A 17,772-nucleotide genomic window follows, 5' to 3' on the forward strand; every position below is an offset into this window, starting at 1 on the left:
CTAGTATATGCGCCGTGAAAAACCGCGCTACCGTTGTCCTCCTCCCGCTTATCCTCGCAGCGTGCACTGCGCCTTCGGAGTTCAGCGGAGAGATGCCGGAGTTCTATCCTTCGCGCGACGGCGCCACATTCCGTTTCGGCCAGACCGCAAAGGTCCTCACCGAGGACGTGCGCTACCACGTGCCCGTGCAGTGGGAGGTCACGGTGGACGAGCCGACCACCACCCGCGCGCCCCGCAGCGCCGAGCACGCCCGCAACATAGTGTGCTTCCCCGTCAGCTTCACCCCGGCTGCCATCGGTGAGTTTCCCATGGATGTCACGGTTGCGTTGCCGGAGCTTTTGCCTATCGACGGCGACCTCGCCGCCAACGTGGCCGACCCCAACTACTGCGGCGATGGGGACATCACCGGCTACACCGGCGAACTCGAAGCCAACGAAACCTACACCGGCTTCGTTGCCTCCTGGGAGGGCAGCGCCGACCCAGGAATCATCGGCCGGGGCGTCGAGCTCAAATCCCGCGACGCCACCCTGACCTGGCGGTAAGCGCTACAGAATGTCGCCCGGGGTGTAGGCGGCGGCCTGCGGATGCTCGTCGACAAGCTTTTGCACCCTCGCGAGCACCCGGTCCACCTGGGACTCGGCCGCGCCGATGAAAGCGTGGCGATCCGAAAGCGCCTCCTCCAGCTGAGCCTGGTCCAACGGCAGGCGCTCGTCGGTAGCCAAACGCTCCACCAAGTTCTGCTCCGCGCCGCGCTCGCGCATGTCCAGCGCCATGGCGACCGCGTTTTCCTTGATCACCTCGTGCGCCGTCTCGCGGCCCACGCCGGCGCGCACGGACGCCATGAGGATGCGGGTGGTGGCCAAAAATGGCAGGTAACGGTCCAGTTCGCGGTTGATCATGGCCGGGAAGGCGCCGAACTCGTCGAGCACGGTGAGCATGGTCTCCAGCTGGCCGTCGATGGCGAAGAACGCGTCCGGCAGCGCCACGCGGCGCACCACGGAGCAGAACACGTCACCCTCGTTCCACTGCTGGCCGGCGAGGTCGCCCACCATGGTGAGGTAGCCGCGCAGGATGACTTGGAAGCCGCCGACGCGCTCGCAGGAACGCGCGTTCATCTTGTGCGGCATGGCGGATGAGCCGACCTGGCCTTCCTTGAAGCCTTCGGTGACGGTTTCGTTGCCGGCCATGAGGCGGATCGTGGTGGCCAGCGAGGACGGTCCCGCGCCCAGCTGCACCAGCGAGGACACGACGTCGAAGTCGAGGGAGCGCGGGTAGACCTGCCCCACCGAATCAAACACGCGGTCAAAGCCGAGACCTTCCGCGATGCCCTGCTCAAGGCGGGAAAGCTTGTCCTCGTCACCTCCCATGAGGTCCAGCATGTCCTGCGCGGTACCCATCGGTCCCTTGATGCCGCGCAGCGGATACCGCTCTAACAGCTCCTCAATGCGCTCCACCGCGACCAGGATCTCGTCGGCGGCGGAGGCGAAACGCTTGCCCAGGGTGGTCGCCTGCGCCGCCACATTGTGGGAGCGGCCGGCCATGACCAGCGACTTGTACTCGCCGGCGCGGTTTCCCACGGCCTTGAGCAGCGCGATCGCCTTGTCTCGGGTGAGCTCGAGGGCGCGGCGCACCTGCAGCTGCTCCACGTTTTCGGTCAGGTCGCGCGAGGTCATGCCCTTGTGGATTTCTTCGTGGCCGGCCAGCGCGTTGAACTCCTCGATGCGCGCCTTCACGTCGTGGCGGGTGACCCGCTCACGCTCTGCGATCGAGTCCAGGTCCACCTGGTCGATGACTTTCTCGTAGTCTTCGATCGCGCCCGGTTCGACAGAAACACCGAGTTCTCGCTGCGCTTTTAGCACCGCGATCCAGAGCTGGCGCTCCAGGATGATCTTGTGCTCCGGGGCCCACAGGGTGGCCATCTCCGGGGAGGCGTAACGGTTACTCAGAACATTCGCATTATTCGGCTTCACGGCCTTCATCATAGGGAGATCGCCCCTTCGATCGCGGGGCGGGCGATGTCCTTGCGGTAGAACGCCCCGGGAAGTTCGATACCTTCGATGATCTGGTACGCCTGCGCAACAGCATCCTCGAGCGTCGTGCCTTGGCCCACCACGCCAAGCACGCGGCCGCCGGAGGCAACGTACTCGCCGTCCTCTAACGCAGTGCCGGCGTGCAGCACCCGCGAGGGATCGTCCAACGCTTCGCCGGTGACAACACCACCGGTCTTGGCAGCTTGCGGGTAGCCCTCGGCCGCCAGCACCACCATGGCGGCGAACCCGTCGCGCCACTGCAGTTCCCCGACCTCGCCCAGGCGCCCCTGGGCCACTGCGAGCAGCACGTCCGCCAGCGGGGTCTGCAAAAGCGACAGCACCGCCTGGGTCTCCGGGTCTCCGAAGCGGGCGTTGAACTCCACCACTGCCGGGCCCTGCGGCCCCCAAGCAGCGCCGATGTACAAAAGCCCCTGGTACGGGGTCCCGCGGCGCACCATTTCTTCCGCCACCGGGCGCGCAATCGCATCCACGATGGTCTGCACCCCATCCTCCGGCAGCCACGGCAGCGGCGCGTACGCACCCATGCCACCGGTGTTGGGGCCCTCGTCGTTGTCGTAGGCGCGCTTGTGGTCCTGCGCGGGCAGCAGAGGCACCACCGTCTCGCCGTCCACCAGGCAGAATAGCGAGACCTCGGGGCCTTCCAAGAAGGATTCGAACAGCACCGGGTTGCCGGCCGCCAGCACCGCTTCCGCGTGCGCTTTCGCCTCGGCGCGGTCCTCGGTGACCACCACGCCCTTGCCGCCCGCCAGGCCGTCGTCTTTGACCACGTAGCGCGGGCCGTACTCGTCCAGCGCGGCCTCAACTTCTTCCAGCTTCTCGACGCGCTTTGCCGACGCGGTGGGCACCCCCGCCGCGGCCATGACGTCCTTGGCAAAGGCCTTGGACCCCTCGAGCTGCGCCGCGGCCTTCGTCGGGCCGAACACCGGCACGCCGGCTTCGATCAGCGCGTCGGCCGCGCCCGCTACCAGGGGCACCTCCGGGCCGATCACCACAAGCTCCGCGTCGATGTCGCGAGCCAGCGCCACAATCTCGTCCGGGGAAGCGACGTCGACGGACCGTACCGCGGCTAAGCGGGACATGCCCGCGTTACCCGGCGCGACGGTAAGTTCGTGGCCTTGCATTGCGTTGAGTAGGGCGTGTTCGCGGCCGCCCGAACCGATGACAAGGATGCGCATGCGCCCCAATTTACCGGTAGCGTCGATAAGCATGAGCACCGTATTCAGCAAGATCATTGCCGGCGAGATCCCGGGCCGCATCGTGTACCAGGACGACACCGTCGCAGCCTTCCTCACAATCGAACCCGTCGCCTACGGCCACACGCTGGTCGTGCCGGTGGAAGAGATCGACAAGTGGACCGACATCCCGGCCGAGCTGTGGTCGCACATGAACGAGGTCGCCCAAAACATTGGCGCGGTCATCGTGGAGAAGTTCAACGCAGAGCGCGCCGGCTACCTCATTGCCGGCTTCGAGGTGCCGCACGCCCACATCCACGTCTTCCCCGCCAACGACATGTCGGGCTACACGCTGTCTACCGCGATGCGTCACGACGAGACCGACGCAGCGAAGATGGACGCCGCCGCGGAAACCATCCGCGAAGGCCTTAAAGCGCAGGAAGCGAAATAGTAAACGTCGAGCCCTCGCCCGGCGCGGTGGCCACCTTCACGGTGCCGCCGTGCGCCTCAATGAGGGACTTGGTGATGGCCAGGCCCAGCCCGGAGCCACCGGTGGCGCGGTTGCGGGATGAGTCGGCGCGGTAGAAGCGCTCGAAGATGTGCTCCGCGTCCTTGGCCTCCATGCCGCGGCCGTTGTCAGCGACGTCGATGACAACGCGGTCGAGGTTTTTGCGGATAGTCACGGTGACTTCCGCGTCCGGGCCCGCGTGCTTGTAAGCGTTGGTGATCAGGTTCACCAGTACCTGGTGCAGCCGGTCCGGATCGCCGTTGACCTGGGCGACATCCGGGGTGTCTGTGACGACTTCCACGGTGCGGTCCGGGAACGCGGCATCGACGGTGCTCTTCGCGGACAGCACCCACTCCAGCACGTCCATCGGCTTCTTTTCTAGGCGCGCACCCTCGGCGCGGGTGAGCGCCAGCAGGTCCTCCACCAGCAGCTGCATGCGGGCGGACTCTTCGTCGATTTTGCCCAGGACCATGTCCGGATCGTTCGCCATCCCCTTCCGGTACAGCTCGGTGTACCCTCGCACGCTGGTCAGAGGTGTGCGCAGCTCGTGCGAGGCGTCCCCGACAAAGCGGCGCATCTGTTCCTCTTGGGTGCGGGCGTTATCCAGGGAGTCCTGCAGCTTCGACACCATGGTGTTCATGGCGTAGGACAAACTGCCCACTTCAGTCTCGCGCGGCCAGGCGGGCACACGGCTGTCCGTCTCGCCGTTCGCAATCGCCAACGCCGTGTTCTCCACGATCTTCAGCGGCGCGAGCGCACGGGCCACCATGTAGTTCGCGGCCACGCCGATGCCGAACAGCGCCAGCACACCGACCCCGGCTTCCACCCAGGCGAGCGCGCGCAGCATCTTCGCCTCGGTTTCCAGCGACTTGGCCACGTACTGCACCGTGCCGTCGGACTGCTGGTGCGCCATCGCCCGCCACTTCACGCCTTGGCTTTTGTCGTCGACGGAGGGGATGGTCGTGGGGTGGTCGAGGCGCTTCACCTTCGAGTAGTCCGGCGGGTTCACCGATCCCCTGCGCGGCACCAGCTGGTCGTGGCCGGGGTACAGGGTGGCCTGGTTGAACTCGCTGGGCAGGCTCAGGATGTTGAACTGCCAGGCGGGTGTTTGCTGCGCCCACGTTGCCATGCCTTCGCGCAGCTGGTCGTCTGCGCGGTCGACCAAAAAGTAGCGCATGACAAAGTAGATCAGCACCGAGCTCAGCGCGATGCCGATCGTCGATGCGGCCATCACCACCGCGACAAGCTGCCGCTTGAGCGGCTTTTTCGACGGCGCCGTTAACACCGAATAGGACATTGCACTACTGCGCACTACTGACGCGGGGTGCGCAGCACATAGCCGACACCGCGGACGGTGTGGATCAGCTGCACGTCGCCGGTATCGACCTTGCGGCGCAGATACGAGATGTAGGACTCGACCACGTTGCCATCGCCGCCGAAGTCGTAGTGCCACACGTTGTCCAGGATCTTCGCCTTGGACACCACGACCTCAGCGTTGAGCATGAGGTAGCGCAGCAGGTTGAACTCGGTGGGCGACAGTTCCACGATCTCGCCGGCCTTGGTCACCTCGTGGGTGTCGTCGTTGAGCGTGAGGTCGGCGTAACGCAGGGTGGTGTCTTCGTTGGAATCTTCGCTGACGTTGCCGCGGCGCAGGATCACGCGCAGGCGGGTGATTACTTCTTCAAGGGAAAACGGCTTTGTCACGTAGTCGTCCGCGCCGATGGTGAGGCCGTGGATGCGGTCTTCCACTGCGTCCTTCGCGGTGAGGAAGAGCACCGGCGCGTCCAGGCCTTCGGCGCGCAGCTTGCTTAGCAGCTCGAAGCCGTCCATTTCCGGCATCATCACGTCGAGGATGTAGGCGTCCGGCTTCCAGGAATGGGCGAGCTCGATGGCTGCGGGACCGGAGTTTGCGGTCTCCACCTCGAACCCTTGGAACTTCAGGGAAACAGTTAACAGTTCCACGATGTTCGGCTCGTCGTCGACGACGAGCACCTTCAGGTTCTGCGAGTTCTCTGCCATGTCAATCACTTTCCGTTTCGTCGCAATGCGTCGCTAACAAGATAGAGCGATTAAACCGCACAAGTCTGCGCGTTTCCTGTACGTCCACTGAACGCCCCTAGCGGACTTCCCCCGAAATGTCTCCCCACAAAAGAATTGGAGCTGGAGACGGGACTTGAACCCGCAACCTACGGTTTACAAGACCGTTGCGCTACCAATTGCGCCACTCCAGCAGTGCAGCAAGATCTTACACACGCCCCGCACCTGCGACATAACTGGCCAACCGATAGTGTGAGCGTGTGACAGAAGGTAACTCATTGTGGGAGAGGATCTCCGGCTCGCGGCAGCGTGTGGCAACGATTGACGAGGCCCGCACGTCCCCGCCGCCGTCCGTCCTCGCGCCCATTAACCTGGCAGATCCCGCCGAGGTCGCGGCGGTGATGAACATCGCCGCGCGCATCGGGGAGATCCTCATTGCGAACGCGACGACGTCCGCGGACGCGGCGAAGCAGATCCACACGGTGTGTTCCTCCTATGGCCTGCACTACGTGCACGTGTCCATCACCGTGAACACGATCACGCTCAACACGATCATCGGCGTGGATCAGCGCACCCCGGTGAATGTGTTCCGGGTGGTCACAATGATCAGCGAGAACTACCACAAGCTGCAGGAAGTCGACCGGCTGATCCGCTCGATTCGTTCCGGCGCGACCCCGCCGGAAATGGCGGAGCGGATCCTCAACGACATCGACACCTCGCCGATCCCCCACCGCAACACCCGCAACCTCGCCGGCTGGACTGTGATGGGTTTCTTCGTGGCGATGCTCCTCGGTGGCGACCTACTGATGATGACCGTCGGCGGCCTGACCGCGTTCCTCATCATGGGCTTCAACAAGCTACTTTCGCGCGGCGGCCTGCCTGCGTTTTTCCACAACGTCATCGGCGGCTTCCTCGCCACGGTGCCCGCGGCAATCACGTACGACTTCTCCGCGTCGATCGGCCGCACAATCGTGCCCAGCCAACTCATTGCGACGGGCATCATCGTCCTTCTCGCGGGTCTGACGCTTGTGCAATCGCTTCTCGACGGCGTGACCGGCTCCCCCCTCAACGCTTCCGCCCGCTTCTTCAGCGCCATGCTGAACACCGGCGGCATCGTGGCTGGCGTGGCCAGCGGCGTGGCGGTATCGGAGATGGTGGGCATGCCCCTGCCGCCGATTGAGCTTCTCCCCGGCAGCGCCGCGTATTCGAACGCGCTGCTCACCGTGGTCGGCGGCGGCATGGCCGCAGCCGCTTTTGCCGTGTGCTGTTTCGCGGAGCGCGCCGCGATCATCCTGTCTTTTGTCACCGCCGCGCTCGGCTCCGCCTGCTACTACATCCTGCTCGCCCCACTCGGCCTGGGCAGGCTGTCCGCGACCGCAGCCTGCGCCATCGTGGTGGGACTTGTCGGCGGCCTGATTTCCCGCCGGTTTTTGATCAACCCGGTGATCACGGCCGTGGCGGGCGTGACCCCGTTTTTGCCCGGCTCGTGGATCTACCGCGGCATGTACGCGTTGATGAACGAGCAGATGCTGCTGGGCATGATGAACCTGTTCACCGCCATTGGCACCTGCATGGCATTGGCCGCCGGTGTGGTGTTCGGCGAGTGGGTTGCGCGCCGCATCCGCCGTCCGCAGCTGTATGTGCCGTACCAAGCGTTCAAGCGCGCTGGCCGCTTCACGTTCGAGCAGCTGCTCAGGGTGCGGCGACGCAGATAAGTTCATCGCGTAGGATGAAAGCCCTTGACGCCTGATGGAAGAAGGAGAACGTAGTGCCACCTAAGATCACCGATTCGCGCCCTACCGCCGAGGCGATGCACGCTGTTGAGGAGCAGACGGCTTCGGGTGCCCGTCGGATCGTGGCAACGTACGCCGAGGATTTCTTGGACGGCGTGACCCTGATGTCCATGTTGGGGGTTGCCCCGAAGGGCTTCGTGTACAAGCGCTACGTGGAGGATCTGGAGCAGGAGGCCGAGGAGGAAGCTCCGAAGAAGGCCACCAAGAAGAAGGCGACGAAGAAGAAAGCCTCGAAGAAAAAGGCTTCGAAAAAGAAGGCCACCAAGAAGAAGACCACGAAGAAGGCAAGCAAGAAGGCCACCAAAAAGTCGACGAAGAAGACTGCCAAGAAGGCCTAAATGGGGGACAACGAGTTCGTCGTTGTGGCGAACCGCCTGCCGGTGGACAAGGTGGGAGACCACTACGAGGTCTCCCCGGGCGGCCTCGTCGCCGCCCTTGCCCCGGTTTTGCGCGCCCGGGAGGGCTGCTGGGTGGGTTGGCCCGGCACCATCGGGGAAACGCTTGAGCCGTTCGAGTTCGGCGGCATTTCGCTGTTGCCGGTCGCGCTCGACCAGGATGATTTTGAAGGCTTCTACGAGGGCTTTTCTAACTCCGCGTTGTGGCCGCTCTACCACGATCTGATTGTCCAGCCGGAGTACAACCAGGCTTGGTGGGAACGCTACGTCGCAGTCAACCGCAAGTTCGCGGAGGCGACCGCGAAAGCCGCGGCGAAAGACGCCACCGTGTGGGTGCAGGACTACCAGCTGCAGCTCGTCCCGGGGATGCTCAAAGCACTCCGCCCCGACGTGACCATCGGCTTTTTCCTGCACATCCCCTTCCCTGCCCCGGCGTTGTTCCAGCAGTTGCCGTGGCGCGACGAGATTCTTGAGGGGCTGAAGGGCTGCGATCTGATCGGCTTTCAGCGCCACACGGACGAGGACAACTTCCGCCTGCTCACGGATGAGATCCGCACCGGCACTTTCCCCATTTCCATCGATTCGGGGGAGATCGCTGCCGCCACCAACGAGCAGGTCGAGGCGCTGCGAAGCGCCGTCGGCAGCCCGAAGCACCTCCTTCTCGGCGTGGACCGCCTGGATTACACGAAGGGCATCCTGCAGCGCCTGTTGGCCATCGAGTCGCTGCTGGAGGAGGGCAAGCTCTCCGACATTGCTTTTGTCCAGATCGCCACCCCGTCGCGCGAGCGCATCGAGCATTACCGCACTACCCGCAAGCAGGTCGAGGAGGCCATCGGCCGCATCAACGGCCGCTTCGGCGAGGTGGGCCGGCCTATCGTGCACTACGTTCACCGCAGTGTGCCGAAGGAGCAACTGGGCACCTTTTATGCCGCCGCAGACATCATGCTGGTCACCCCGTTCAAGGACGGCATGAACCTGGTGGCCAAGGAGTATGTGGCGGCCCACCCGGACGCGGACGGCGCGCTGGTGCTCTCCGAGTTCGCGGGTGCCGCCGTGGAGCTCAACCAGGCGTACCTGTGCAACCCGTTCGACCTGGAGTCCGTCAAGGAGGCGATCCTCGAGGCGACTCACCCGGACCCTGCGCGAATGCGCCACATGCATGATTGGGTGATGGAGCACGATGTGGCCGCGTGGGCGAAATCTTTCTTGGAGGAGCTGTGAAACGCGCCCTCGCATTCATAACACTTTTTGCCCTGGCCGCCTGCGCGCCCGCTCCCACGTGGCAGGTTGTCTCGCTGCGCACCAGCGAGGACCAGCCCGCCACTGAGGCGTCGATCGCGCGCGTGCGTATCGACGACCAAAGGTTTTCGGGCACCACCGGCTGCGCCGACGTATCCGGCTCGTTCGAGGGCGAAGACACCATCACGCTGGAAAACATCGAACTCGGTACCCCGGGCGATTGCTCCGGCTGGGCCCGCCACACCCACGATCAACTGGAACATCTCCTCGCCGAGGACAAAACCTTCCAGGTGTCCCACCCCGCCGATTTTGAGATGATTCTCGTGGCCGACAGCGGCGAAACCTTGAGACTGATGCGATGAGGCTTCTCGTTTGCCTGGATTTCGACGGCACGCTCGCGGAGCTGAACCCGGACCCGTACGCGGTCCGCATCCACCCACAATCAGAAGCCGCGATCCGCCGCCTCGCCGCCATCCCCGACACCGAGGTGGCCATCCTCACCGGCCGCCACGTCGAGGGCATTAAACAGGTCCTCCCGCAAAACCTACCCGTCACCCTGGTCGGCTCGCACGGCGCGGAGCCGGGGCCAAAACTTGCAGAGGAAGACCGCGCCTACCTCGACGACATCGAAAACCAGCTCAACGCCCTCGCCACCGACGGCGCCTACGTTGAGGTCAAGCCGTACCAGCGCGTCCTCCACGTGGCACAAGTCCACGACCGCGACATCGCGGCAACCATCCTCGCCGCCGCGAACGCCATCGACACCCACGGCCGCCCGAAGACTCAGGGCCACAACGTGGTGGAGTTTTCCGCGGTGGAGATCACCAAGGGCACCTGGCTCAACGCCTACAAGCAGGCCTTCGACCAAACTATTTTCGCCGGCGACGACGACACGGACGAGCACGCCATGGCGGTCCTCGATGACACCGACCTCGGCATCAAAGTCGGCACAAAACCGTCGCGGGCCACCCGCCGGGTGCCCAACGTCGATGCCATGGCACAATTGCTCACCCAACTCGCCGACGAAAGGGAAGCATGGAGCGCCACGCGCTAGTCCACCAGGGCCACGAGCGTCGCTGGATCGAGATCGAAGGCACGACCAACGCCCTCCTGCTGGTCCTGCACGGCTCGCTGCAGTCCGGCAACGTGCTGCGCAATTTCACCGACCGCACCTTCGAGGGCCTCGGCCCCACTGTGGTCTACCCGGACGGCATCAAGCACCATTTCAACGACCTGCGCTCGGGCTTCAACGAGGATGCGCGCCGCATGCGCATCGACGACGTCGGCTTCCTCACGAAACTCGTCGAGCGCTACAGCGCCGACACGGTGATCGGCTGCGGTTTTTCCAACGGCGGGCAAATGATCTTGCGCCTGCTTTTCGACGCCCCAGGGCTGCTCGCCGGCGCCGCCACCTTCGGCGCGTCGATGCCAACTGCCGACAACACGCTGACCACCGCCGACAACTACCAACCGACGAAGCTTCTGGCTGTCCAGGGCACAAAAGACAAGCTCGTGCCTTACGAAGGCGGCGTGGCCGGCATCGGCGGCAACAACCGGGGAGAAACCCGGTCTGCCCTCAACTCCGCCGAGTTCTTTGCGGAGTTAAACGGCTGCACCGGCCACGTAACGTCGACAAGCGAGAAGCTCCGCGTCGACGATTGGACCGGCGAGCACCCGGTCCGCCTCGTCTCCCTCGAGGGTGCCGGGCACATGGTGCCGGTGGACAAGGACCTCGACCCGCGGCTGGGCCACAACCCGAAGTCCCCTACCGGCGGGGAGCTTATCCGCGAGTTCTTCTTTGCCTAGCAAACTCGCTTAGCACCACGCCCGCCGCGACGGAGGCGTTGAGGGATTCCACCCAGTCCGCCATGGGCACGGACATGATGACGTCGCAGTTTTCGCGCACCAGGCGCGAGATGCCCTTGCCTTCGGAGCCGACGACGATGACCACGTTGTCGGTGGCCTGGTCGAAGGTGTCCAGGGTGTGCTCGCCGCCCGCATCGAGGCCGACCACGGTGTAGCCGTTGTCCTTGAACTGCTTGACGGTACGGGTCACGTTGGTCACGCGCGCCACGGGCAGCCGCGCCGCGGTGCCGGCGGATGTCCTCCAGGCCACGCCGGTGACCTGCGCCGAGCGGCGCTCCGGGATGATCACGCCGTTGCCGCCGAACGCCGCGGTCGACCGGATCACCGCGCCCAAATTGCGCGGATCCGTGATGTTGTCCAGCACCACGAACATGCCGGGCCCGTCCACGGACTCGAGCAAATCGTCAAAGTCCGCGTACTTGTACGGCTGGATCTTCAACCCGAGCCCCTGGTGCATGCCGTTGCCGGTCATCGCGTCGAGCTGCTGGCGCGGCACCTCGTGCACCGGGATGCCCTTGGAGTTGGCCATGCCGACCGCCTCGCTGAGCCGCTCGTCGTGGCCGGTACCAGCGACCACGTACAGCGCTTCGGCCGGCACCTTCGCCTTGAGACATTCCACTACCGGGTTGCGGCCGACCACCATGTCGGCGACCTCACGGTTGTGGCGCCCCTGCGCGCGGCGCTGCCGGTCCAGCTTGCGCTTGTGGGCGGCGTGGTAGACACGGTCTTCCGCCTTCGGGGTCGCGCCCTTGCCGCGCAGGCCGCGGCGGCGCTGCCCGCCGGAGCCCTTCGTGGGGCCCTTCTTGTTCTTCTTTTGCTTGTCGGGCCGCTCGTACGGTTTCGCCATGATCTACTCCTTCACCTGCCACTGTGGCCCGTCGGCCGTGTCGGTCACCTCGATGCCGGCCGCGGCCAGCCTGTCGCGCACCTCGTCGGCGGTCGCCCAGTCCTTCTCCGCGCGGGCGGTCGCCCTGCGCTCCAGCTCCGCGCGCACCAGCACATCCAGCGCGTTGCTATTGCTTGTCGACGACGGCCACGCCCCCGGGTCCACACCCAACACGGCCGCCATCGCACGAACCTGCGCAGCGATAGGAGCGGGGTCCTTCGCCTTGTTGCCCTCGCGCACCAGGTTGTGGATCTCGGCGAGCGCCTTGGGCACGGAGAAGTCGTCGTTGAGCGCTTCGGCGAATCCGTCGGTCCAGGTGGTGGGCTCGGGCATGCCGGCGCGCTTCACAAATTCTTCGATGCGCCGGTAGCCGGCCGCCGCCTCCTGCAGGGCCTCGGGCGAGTACTCCAGGACGCTGCGGTAGTGCGCGGAGCCGAGGTAGTAGCGCAGCTCCACGGGGCGAACCTGCTCGAGCATCGCGTCGATGGACAGCACGTTGCCGAGTGACTTCGACATCTTCTCGCCCGCCATGGTCACCCAGTGGTTGTGCATCCAGAAGTGGGCAAATCCATCGCCGGCGGCGTGCGACTGGGCCTGTTCGTTCTCGTGGTGCGGGAACTGCAGGTCCAGCCCGCCACCGTGGATGTCGAACTCGGAGCCGAGGTACCAGGTGGACATTGCCGAGCACTCGAGGTGCCAGCCGGGGCGGCCTGGCCCCCACGGGGTGGGCCAGCTCGGCTCTCCGGGCTTGGCGGCCTTCCACAGCGCGAAGTCCGGGTCGTCGCCTGTCATATCCTCCAGCTTGTTGCCGGAGATCGAGCCGTAGTCCCCGCCGGCCTTCACCCAGGCGTTGACGTCGAAGTAGACGGAGCCATCGCGGGTGTAGGCGAAGCCTGCGTCGATAAGCCGCTGCATGTAGTCGACCATCTGGGTCACATGCCCGGTCGCGTGCGGCTCCACGGAAGGCGGCAGCACGCCGAGGGTGTCGTACGCGCGGGTGAACTCACGCTCGTACGTGGAGACCCACTCCCACCAGGGGCGATTGTGCTCGCGCGCCTTGGTGAGGATCTTGTCGTCGATGTCGGTGACGTTGCGCGCGAACGCGACATCGTAGTCGTTGGCCAGGAACCAGCGCCGGACGATGTCGAACGCGACACCCGAGCGCAGGTGCCCGATGTGGGGTTTGGCCTGCGGGGTGGCACCGCACAGGTAAATCGAGACATGCCCGGGCCGGATCGGCTCGAAGTCGCGCAGCGTGCGGGTTTTGGTGTCGAAAATGCGTTGCTTCACAACACCGCAGTCTACAGCGACGACTCGTCCACCTTGAGCTCCGAGTAGCGAGCCTCAGGAACGCTGAACTCGTACCGCTCGCCGATCGGCTCCCAAACCTGGTCCTCGCTGCACTTCACGTCCTGTGCGTCGCCGTCGAGCATGGTGAAGCCCCACACGAGCCTGCCCTGCTTCCCCGCATCGAGGGTGTACGGGCCGACCACCTGGTTCAGCGACCAGCTGACCTGGTGCACGTAGTTCCAGCCGTACGAGCGGGACAGGTTTTTCACCAGGTCGCCCTTCGGGGTGAAGGTACCGGAAACCTCGAGGGTCTCAACCCGCTTTTCCTTCACGGTCTGCTCCACCGGAACCGGGCCTTCGGTGTCGTTGCCCACGCTCGCGGCGTCGGTCTGCTTGAACCAGCGGCGGGTCGCATCGACGTACGTATCTGTCATGCCCGGCGTGGCGCAGTGGCTGCCTGGGGCGAGATCCTCGTTCCAGCGCTGCGGGAGCTCGAAGTCGTAGGGTGCCGCATTGGCAGCAGGCGCCAGAGCGAGCGCCGCCGCCACTGCGAGGATCGCCTTTTTCATTTACGCACCCCAGTCGATGTTATCGCGGGTGCTCACGCGGACGTGGCGTTCCTTCGGCATCGTCGCGGTGAAGGTGTTGCCGGCTGCTTCCCAGGTGCCGTTTGCGCCGCAGACGGTCTCTTGGCCCTTGAAGTCGGAGACGATCCAGCCGGCCTGCAGCACGGCGGTCTTCCCCGGCGCAATGTCGTACGGGCCGACCTTCTCGCCGACCTCGTAGGACTGCTCGTCCGTGTAGCTGGTGGAGAAGGTGAACTGGATCAGCTTGGCCACGTCGAAGCTCACGCCCGCGCTGACGTTCCAAGTCTTGGTCTTGGTCTCAGTGATGGAGCGGGTCACCGGCAGCGGCTCATCGTTGTAGTTGGCCACGGTCCAGGTGCCTGCGGAGCCGTCGAAGTAGCTGCGGACGATCTCCACCGTCTGGCCGCGGTCGCCCGGGACCGCGCAGGAATCTCCGATGGTGGTCGGGTTCGTCTCGTCATAGGTGCGCTGCGGCAGGGCGTTGGCGGCCGGGGCGAGAGCGACGACGGCAGCGGTGGTGAGCATTGCGATGGTGCGTTTCATGGTTGTTCCTTAGAGGTAGGTTTGGGTGGGTACAGGGAGGTTGCGGTACTCGTCTGGGGTGACGTCGATGACCTGCTCGGTTCCGTCCTTGCTGGTCACGGTTGCCTCAGCCCAGAATCCGGACGGCGCCGCCGACTGCGGGTGGGTAACCACACGGGAGTACTTTCCGTCGCGGCCGGCAGAGATTTCGCTGTAGTTTATGCGCGTCATCGTGGTGCCGTACTCGACGCGGACGCGGTCGCCCGGCTTCAGATCGATGGGCTTGAGCGGGGTGTTCACCGGCATGTAGGCGCGCTTGACCGCACCGACGGAGGTGAGCCAGCCTTCCGGCAGCCTGCCGCCTTCGCCCATCCAGTTGACGTATTGGTCGTTCTCCGCGCCGACGACGTAATCGGTCACTGGACGGAAGGTGTAATCGCCCTTGGACCAGTTGAGGAAGTCCTGCGAGTATCCCGGCTTCCGGAAGGTCGGCGCGACCGCCTCGATGTCGTGCGGGTACCAGGATTTGTCGCCCTCTCGTGCGGGCTCATTCAGCTGCGGCCATTCTTCGTCGCGGCGGAAGCTCGCATCAGGCTTGACGACGGCGTCCCGTTCCCCCGCCACCTTTTCCAAGCTCGGCCCAGAGGTGGCGGTGTATGTGTCGCCGGCAGGCTTCGAATTCGCGCCCTCAGCACGGGCGGGGATCTCCATGGCCAGGTTGGACACGGAGCCGTCCGCCTTGATGATGTACGCGAACGCGTAGCGTTCCGCCGGGCCAGTGCCGCGGATGACGTTCGCGCCAGGAGCGTTGCGCAGCACACCGTTGTCGCAGGTGACAAACATGGAGATGAAGTCCTTCTCCAGCACGCCGTAATCCACGCGGAACGACTCGCCCGGGCCGAGCTCGATCGGACCGAACGTCTCGCCCTCGATCCAGCCGTTGGACTCTTTCAGGCCGATGTCGGCCTTCGCGGTGGTATCCCAACCGCTGGGCAGGGCCGCCTTCGAATTGGCCTCGATCTTGCGGTTCGTGCCCGTTTCCACCGTGGCCGTGTAGGGCACGGTCTGATCGGTGCGGTTGGTGAACTGGAGGGTGCCATCTCCCAGGTAGCGGCGGGCGGTCTCGCCGTAGCGCCACTCCGGCGTGACGCCGGCGCTGCACTCCGTGTCCAGGTTTTCGATGGGGTACCCCTGCGGCATCGCCGGGACCGCCGCCGCGATGGGGGCGTGGGCCACCGCGACGGCCCCAAGCACCGCAGCAAGCGCTGTACGTAATTTTCGCATACGGTCAACATAACCCAGCAGCTCCCTGGAAGAAAGCTAAAACCGCAGGTAGGGAACTTTAGTTACGGAATAGGGAACTTTCGTTCCACCAACGCCGTCGCTATAGCCGCGCGGCCCTCGCCACTTCCGGTGAATCCCATGTGGTCCGTGGTCGTCGCCGACACGGACACAGGGGCACCGAGCGCCTCCGAGAGGACCCGCTCCGCTTCCTCGCGCACCGGCGACATCTTCGGGGTTTGGCCGATCAGTTGGGCGGAGACATTGACGACGGTGTGACCGTGGGCGTCGAGAAGCTCTTTCAGCTCCTGCAATAGCTGGACGCCGCGTACCCCGTCGTATTCCGGGCGGCCGACGCCGACGAAGGAGCCGAGGTCGCCGAGGCCGGAGGCGGACAATACGGCGTCGACGATGACGTGGCTGACCACGTCGCCGTCCGAATGCCCCTCGCAGCCGTCCTGGCCTTCGTGGAGGATGCCGGCGATCCAGCATTCTTTCCCCGGTTGGATCTGGTGGGCGTCGAACGCCGTACCTACTCGAAGATTTGTCATACGTACGACGCTACTTCAGGGTCGCCGAAATCGGAGTAGTGCTCCTGGAGCTCCTCGTATTCCGTCTCCTTCCATTGCTTTTCCAGTGTGGCGAGGATATCCAGGGTGTCCTCCGGCTGTTTTATGGGCGGGTACTCGAATGTCATGCCGAACCTGTCCTCCATCGCGCGGATCGTGGCCATGCATGCGTCGTAATCGAGGTCGTTTTCGTACTTCTCCACCGCGGAGTGGCAGCGGTTGTAAAACTCGGCACGGTCTTTGCGTTTCTGCCGCCGTTTCGCCAGCGTTGTCTTCCACCTCGGGTTCGTCGGCTGCAGATAGTCGGTGATGAACCCTTCCGGAGCCGAGACTTGGAAGGTGCCGTCCGAGTGCAGCCACACTATTTCGCCGGTAACCGGATCGGGCACGTAGTAGACGCGGCGATCGGTCTTTAGGTTGTGGTGGTGCGCACAGAGGCTGAACAGGTTTGAGGCGGTGGTCTTGCCGCCTTCGCCGAAGGGAATGCGGTGGTCCAGCTGGCAGTTTTCGGCCTTCACGCTGCAGCCGGGCCAGAGGCACACCCCGTCTCGGGCCTGCACCAGCGCACGGATGGCGGCGGTGGGCACATACGCCTCAGTTTCGGCGTCTTCTGCTTCATCCAGGTCCACGACGTGGGGCGGGTTGTCCTCCAGCATCTGTTCCACTGCGGCGGTACCGTCCGCGTCGGTCCATCCGAAATTCGGGATGTAGTACGAGCTGCCCGGTGTCTTCGACGTGAACATGTAGAGCACGACCTTCGGCGTCGCACGAATCTCGCCGGTGAGGATGGCCTTGATTGCGTCATCCCTCGAGAGCTTGTGCTCGCGCGCCACCTGTTCGGTGAAACGCTCCATTAGGCCGACCGTGACGGGGTCGCCCTCCACATTCAGCCCCGCATCGCCGTCGTCTTGGCCGTAGAAGTGGCTACGGCAGGTGCCGAACGGCAGATCCTTCTCCTTCTTCCTGTCCTTGATCTTCTTCTGGTTCGGCGCCAGGTCCGAATCGATGCGCTGGATCCTCTCGCGCAGGCGGCGACGCAGCGAGCTTGGCGACGGCAACTCCGCCCCCACCCGTCGCGGCGTGAAAACCTTGACTAGGTACTCGTCCATGTCGGCGAGAATGTCTGGCGTGGCCAGGTGGTTGAGCCGGTTCAAGGTGGACTCGATGGCCGACAGGCGTCTCACGTCCAACCGGCGGGTCTCTTCCTGCAGCGCCCGTAGCTTGGGCAGATCAGCGAGCACCGAATACCCAAGAATCCCACTTTCAGCCCAACTCTGGCTCTCCCCTACGGCCATCGCAATCGAATAGGCCTCTAGTTCGAAGTCCTCCACTTCTACCAACGGCTTAGCGTAGCGGTGGAAGATCTGAAACTCCGCCTCCCGCATCGCCTGGCCTGCAGCGGCGATCGGACAGCCTTCCCGCTCCGTTGCAAATGTTCCGTTCACGTCTCACCCTCCTCTCGAAACTAATGTCGAACATAATGCCGACACATATTCCATGTCAAGGGTTTTCCAAAAGTTTTTTCGGATACGTTTTCGATCCCCCGGTTGGGCGAGAATCCCCCACGCATACCTAT

The 17,772-nt window shown here is 64.6% G+C and carries 19 protein-coding genes and 1 tRNA gene; 8 read left to right on the forward strand and 12 right to left on the reverse strand.

The genetic code is table 11. From position 1 onward, the window contains the following. Nucleotides 1-14: 14 nt before the first annotated feature. Entirely contained in the window at nt 15-542 is a 528-nt protein-coding gene (locus CAFEL_RS09250) for a hypothetical protein (protein WP_194560719.1), read from the forward strand. A 3-nt stretch (nt 543-545) separates the two neighbouring features. On the opposite strand, the gene purB is transcribed toward CAFEL_RS09250, so the two are convergent. Next, nucleotides 546-1,979, reverse strand: coding sequence for an adenylosuccinate lyase (gene purB / locus CAFEL_RS09255; RefSeq protein ID WP_194560781.1), 1,434 nt, complete (start codon nt 1,977-1,979; stop codon nt 546-548). After that, entirely contained in the window at nt 1,979-3,226 is a 1,248-nt protein-coding gene (purD, locus tag CAFEL_RS09260) for a phosphoribosylamine--glycine ligase (protein WP_194560780.1), read from the reverse strand. The genes purB and purD overlap by 1 nt, the downstream gene beginning before the upstream one ends. A gap of 31 nt (nt 3,227-3,257) precedes the next feature. On the opposite strand from purD, the gene CAFEL_RS09265 reads away from it, so the two are divergent. Continuing rightward, a complete protein-coding gene (locus CAFEL_RS09265; RefSeq protein ID WP_194560718.1) occupies nt 3,258-3,674 on the forward strand; it encodes an HIT family protein in 417 nt (138 codons plus the stop codon). On the opposite strand, the gene CAFEL_RS09270 is transcribed toward CAFEL_RS09265, so the two are convergent. The 3 genes from CAFEL_RS09270 to CAFEL_RS09280 form a co-directional block, all read right to left on the reverse strand. Further along, entirely contained in the window at nt 3,652-5,028 is a 1,377-nt protein-coding gene (locus tag CAFEL_RS09270; RefSeq protein ID WP_194560717.1) for a sensor histidine kinase, read from the reverse strand. The two genes, CAFEL_RS09265 and CAFEL_RS09270, sit on opposite strands and share 23 nt — an antisense overlap. A gap of 14 nt (nt 5,029-5,042) precedes the next feature. Further along, entirely contained in the window at nt 5,043-5,750 is a 708-nt protein-coding gene (locus CAFEL_RS09275; protein ID WP_194560716.1) for a response regulator transcription factor, read from the reverse strand. Between the two features lie 136 nt (nt 5,751-5,886). Then, a tRNA-Thr gene (locus CAFEL_RS09280) sits at nt 5,887-5,962 on the reverse strand. Nucleotides 5,963-6,028: 66 nt separating this feature from the next. On the opposite strand from CAFEL_RS09280, the gene thrE reads away from it, so the two are divergent. From thrE to CAFEL_RS09310, 6 genes are read left to right on the forward strand one after another with little or no spacing between them, the layout of a single operon-like run. Further along, a complete protein-coding gene (gene thrE / locus CAFEL_RS09285) occupies nt 6,029-7,483 on the forward strand; it encodes a threonine/serine exporter ThrE (protein WP_290172004.1) in 1,455 nt (484 codons plus the stop codon). 53 nt (nt 7,484-7,536) lie between these two features. Then, the gene (locus tag CAFEL_RS09290) at nt 7,537-7,899 is read left to right on the forward strand and encodes a hypothetical protein (protein ID WP_194560715.1); all 363 of its coding nucleotides are present in this window, start codon (nt 7,537-7,539) and stop codon (nt 7,897-7,899) included. Next, the gene (locus CAFEL_RS09295) at nt 7,900-9,177 is read left to right on the forward strand and encodes an alpha,alpha-trehalose-phosphate synthase (UDP-forming) (protein ID WP_194560714.1); all 1,278 of its coding nucleotides are present in this window, start codon (nt 7,900-7,902) and stop codon (nt 9,175-9,177) included. Continuing rightward, a complete protein-coding gene (locus tag CAFEL_RS09300; RefSeq protein WP_194560713.1) occupies nt 9,174-9,557 on the forward strand; it encodes an META domain-containing protein in 384 nt (127 codons plus the stop codon). Before CAFEL_RS09295 ends, CAFEL_RS09300 begins: the two co-directional genes overlap by 4 nt. After that, the gene (locus CAFEL_RS09305) at nt 9,554-10,249 is read left to right on the forward strand and encodes a trehalose-phosphatase (RefSeq protein WP_194560712.1); all 696 of its coding nucleotides are present in this window, start codon (nt 9,554-9,556) and stop codon (nt 10,247-10,249) included. The genes CAFEL_RS09300 and CAFEL_RS09305 overlap by 4 nt, the downstream gene beginning before the upstream one ends. Then, nucleotides 10,231-11,001 (forward strand): CE1 family esterase, encoded by a 771-nt coding sequence (locus CAFEL_RS09310; RefSeq protein WP_194560711.1) that lies wholly within the window; start codon nt 10,231-10,233, stop codon nt 10,999-11,001. Before CAFEL_RS09305 ends, CAFEL_RS09310 begins: the two co-directional genes overlap by 19 nt. On the opposite strand, the gene rlmB is transcribed toward CAFEL_RS09310, so the two are convergent. The 7 genes from rlmB to CAFEL_RS09345 form a co-directional block, all read right to left on the reverse strand. Beyond that, a complete protein-coding gene (rlmB, locus tag CAFEL_RS09315) occupies nt 10,976-11,908 on the reverse strand; it encodes a 23S rRNA (guanosine(2251)-2'-O)-methyltransferase RlmB (protein WP_194560710.1) in 933 nt (310 codons plus the stop codon). The two genes, CAFEL_RS09310 and rlmB, sit on opposite strands and share 26 nt — an antisense overlap. Before the next feature lie 3 nt (nt 11,909-11,911). Next, complete coding sequence (gene cysS / locus CAFEL_RS09320) at nt 11,912-13,237, reverse strand: cysteine--tRNA ligase (protein WP_194560709.1); 1,326 nt, start codon at nt 13,235-13,237, stop codon at nt 11,912-11,914. Between the two features lie 11 nt (nt 13,238-13,248). Next, nucleotides 13,249-13,806 carry a hypothetical protein gene (locus tag CAFEL_RS09325; protein WP_194560708.1) on the reverse strand — a complete coding sequence of 186 codons (558 nt, stop codon included), beginning with the start codon at nt 13,804-13,806 and terminating at the stop codon, nt 13,249-13,251. Then, nucleotides 13,807-14,367 (reverse strand): hypothetical protein, encoded by a 561-nt coding sequence (locus tag CAFEL_RS09330; protein ID WP_194560707.1) that lies wholly within the window; start codon nt 14,365-14,367, stop codon nt 13,807-13,809. A gap of 9 nt (nt 14,368-14,376) precedes the next feature. Further along, entirely contained in the window at nt 14,377-15,630 is a 1,254-nt protein-coding gene (locus tag CAFEL_RS09335; RefSeq protein ID WP_194560706.1) for a hypothetical protein, read from the reverse strand. Nucleotides 15,631-15,692: 62 nt separating this feature from the next. Beyond that, on the reverse strand, nt 15,693-16,178 hold the full coding sequence (gene ispF, locus CAFEL_RS09340; protein ID WP_194560705.1) for a 2-C-methyl-D-erythritol 2,4-cyclodiphosphate synthase: 486 nt from the start codon (nt 16,176-16,178) through the stop codon (nt 15,693-15,695). Continuing rightward, the gene (locus CAFEL_RS09345) at nt 16,175-17,641 is read right to left on the reverse strand and encodes an HNH endonuclease signature motif containing protein (RefSeq protein ID WP_194560704.1); all 1,467 of its coding nucleotides are present in this window, start codon (nt 17,639-17,641) and stop codon (nt 16,175-16,177) included. Before CAFEL_RS09345 ends, ispF begins: the two co-directional genes overlap by 4 nt. Nucleotides 17,642-17,772 lie beyond the last annotated feature (131 nt).

The sequence above is a fragment of the Corynebacterium afermentans subsp. lipophilum genome (genome assembly GCF_030408375.1).
Lineage (GTDB): Bacteria > Actinomycetota > Actinomycetes > Mycobacteriales > Mycobacteriaceae > Corynebacterium > Corynebacterium lipophilum.

Excerpts from the sequence above, each read along its gene's own strand:
- purB (WP_194560781.1), bottom strand. The coding sequence starts at position 1,979 with ATGAAGGCCGTGAAGCCGAATAATGCGAATGTTCTGAGTAACCGTTAC.
- purD (WP_194560780.1), bottom strand. The coding sequence starts at position 3,226 with ATGCGCATCCTTGTCATCGGTTCGGGCGGCCGCGAACACGCCCTACTC.
- CAFEL_RS09265 (WP_194560718.1), top strand. The coding sequence starts at position 3,258 with ATGAGCACCGTATTCAGCAAGATCATTGCCGGCGAGATCCCGGGCCGC.
- CAFEL_RS09270 (WP_194560717.1), bottom strand. The coding sequence starts at position 5,028 with ATGTCCTATTCGGTGTTAACGGCGCCGTCGAAAAAGCCGCTCAAGCGG.
- CAFEL_RS09275 (WP_194560716.1), bottom strand. The coding sequence starts at position 5,750 with ATGGCAGAGAACTCGCAGAACCTGAAGGTGCTCGTCGTCGACGACGAG.
- CAFEL_RS09295 (WP_194560714.1), top strand. The coding sequence starts at position 7,900 with ATGGGGGACAACGAGTTCGTCGTTGTGGCGAACCGCCTGCCGGTGGAC.
- CAFEL_RS09305 (WP_194560712.1), top strand. The coding sequence starts at position 9,554 with ATGAGGCTTCTCGTTTGCCTGGATTTCGACGGCACGCTCGCGGAGCTG.
- CAFEL_RS09310 (WP_194560711.1), top strand. The coding sequence starts at position 10,231 with ATGGAGCGCCACGCGCTAGTCCACCAGGGCCACGAGCGTCGCTGGATC.
- rlmB (WP_194560710.1), bottom strand. The coding sequence starts at position 11,908 with ATGGCGAAACCGTACGAGCGGCCCGACAAGCAAAAGAAGAACAAGAAG.
- CAFEL_RS09325 (WP_194560708.1), bottom strand. The coding sequence starts at position 13,806 with ATGAAAAAGGCGATCCTCGCAGTGGCGGCGGCGCTCGCTCTGGCGCCT.
- CAFEL_RS09330 (WP_194560707.1), bottom strand. The coding sequence starts at position 14,367 with ATGAAACGCACCATCGCAATGCTCACCACCGCTGCCGTCGTCGCTCTC.
- CAFEL_RS09335 (WP_194560706.1), bottom strand. The coding sequence starts at position 15,630 with ATGCGAAAATTACGTACAGCGCTTGCTGCGGTGCTTGGGGCCGTCGCG.
- ispF (WP_194560705.1), bottom strand. The coding sequence starts at position 16,178 with ATGACAAATCTTCGAGTAGGTACGGCGTTCGACGCCCACCAGATCCAA.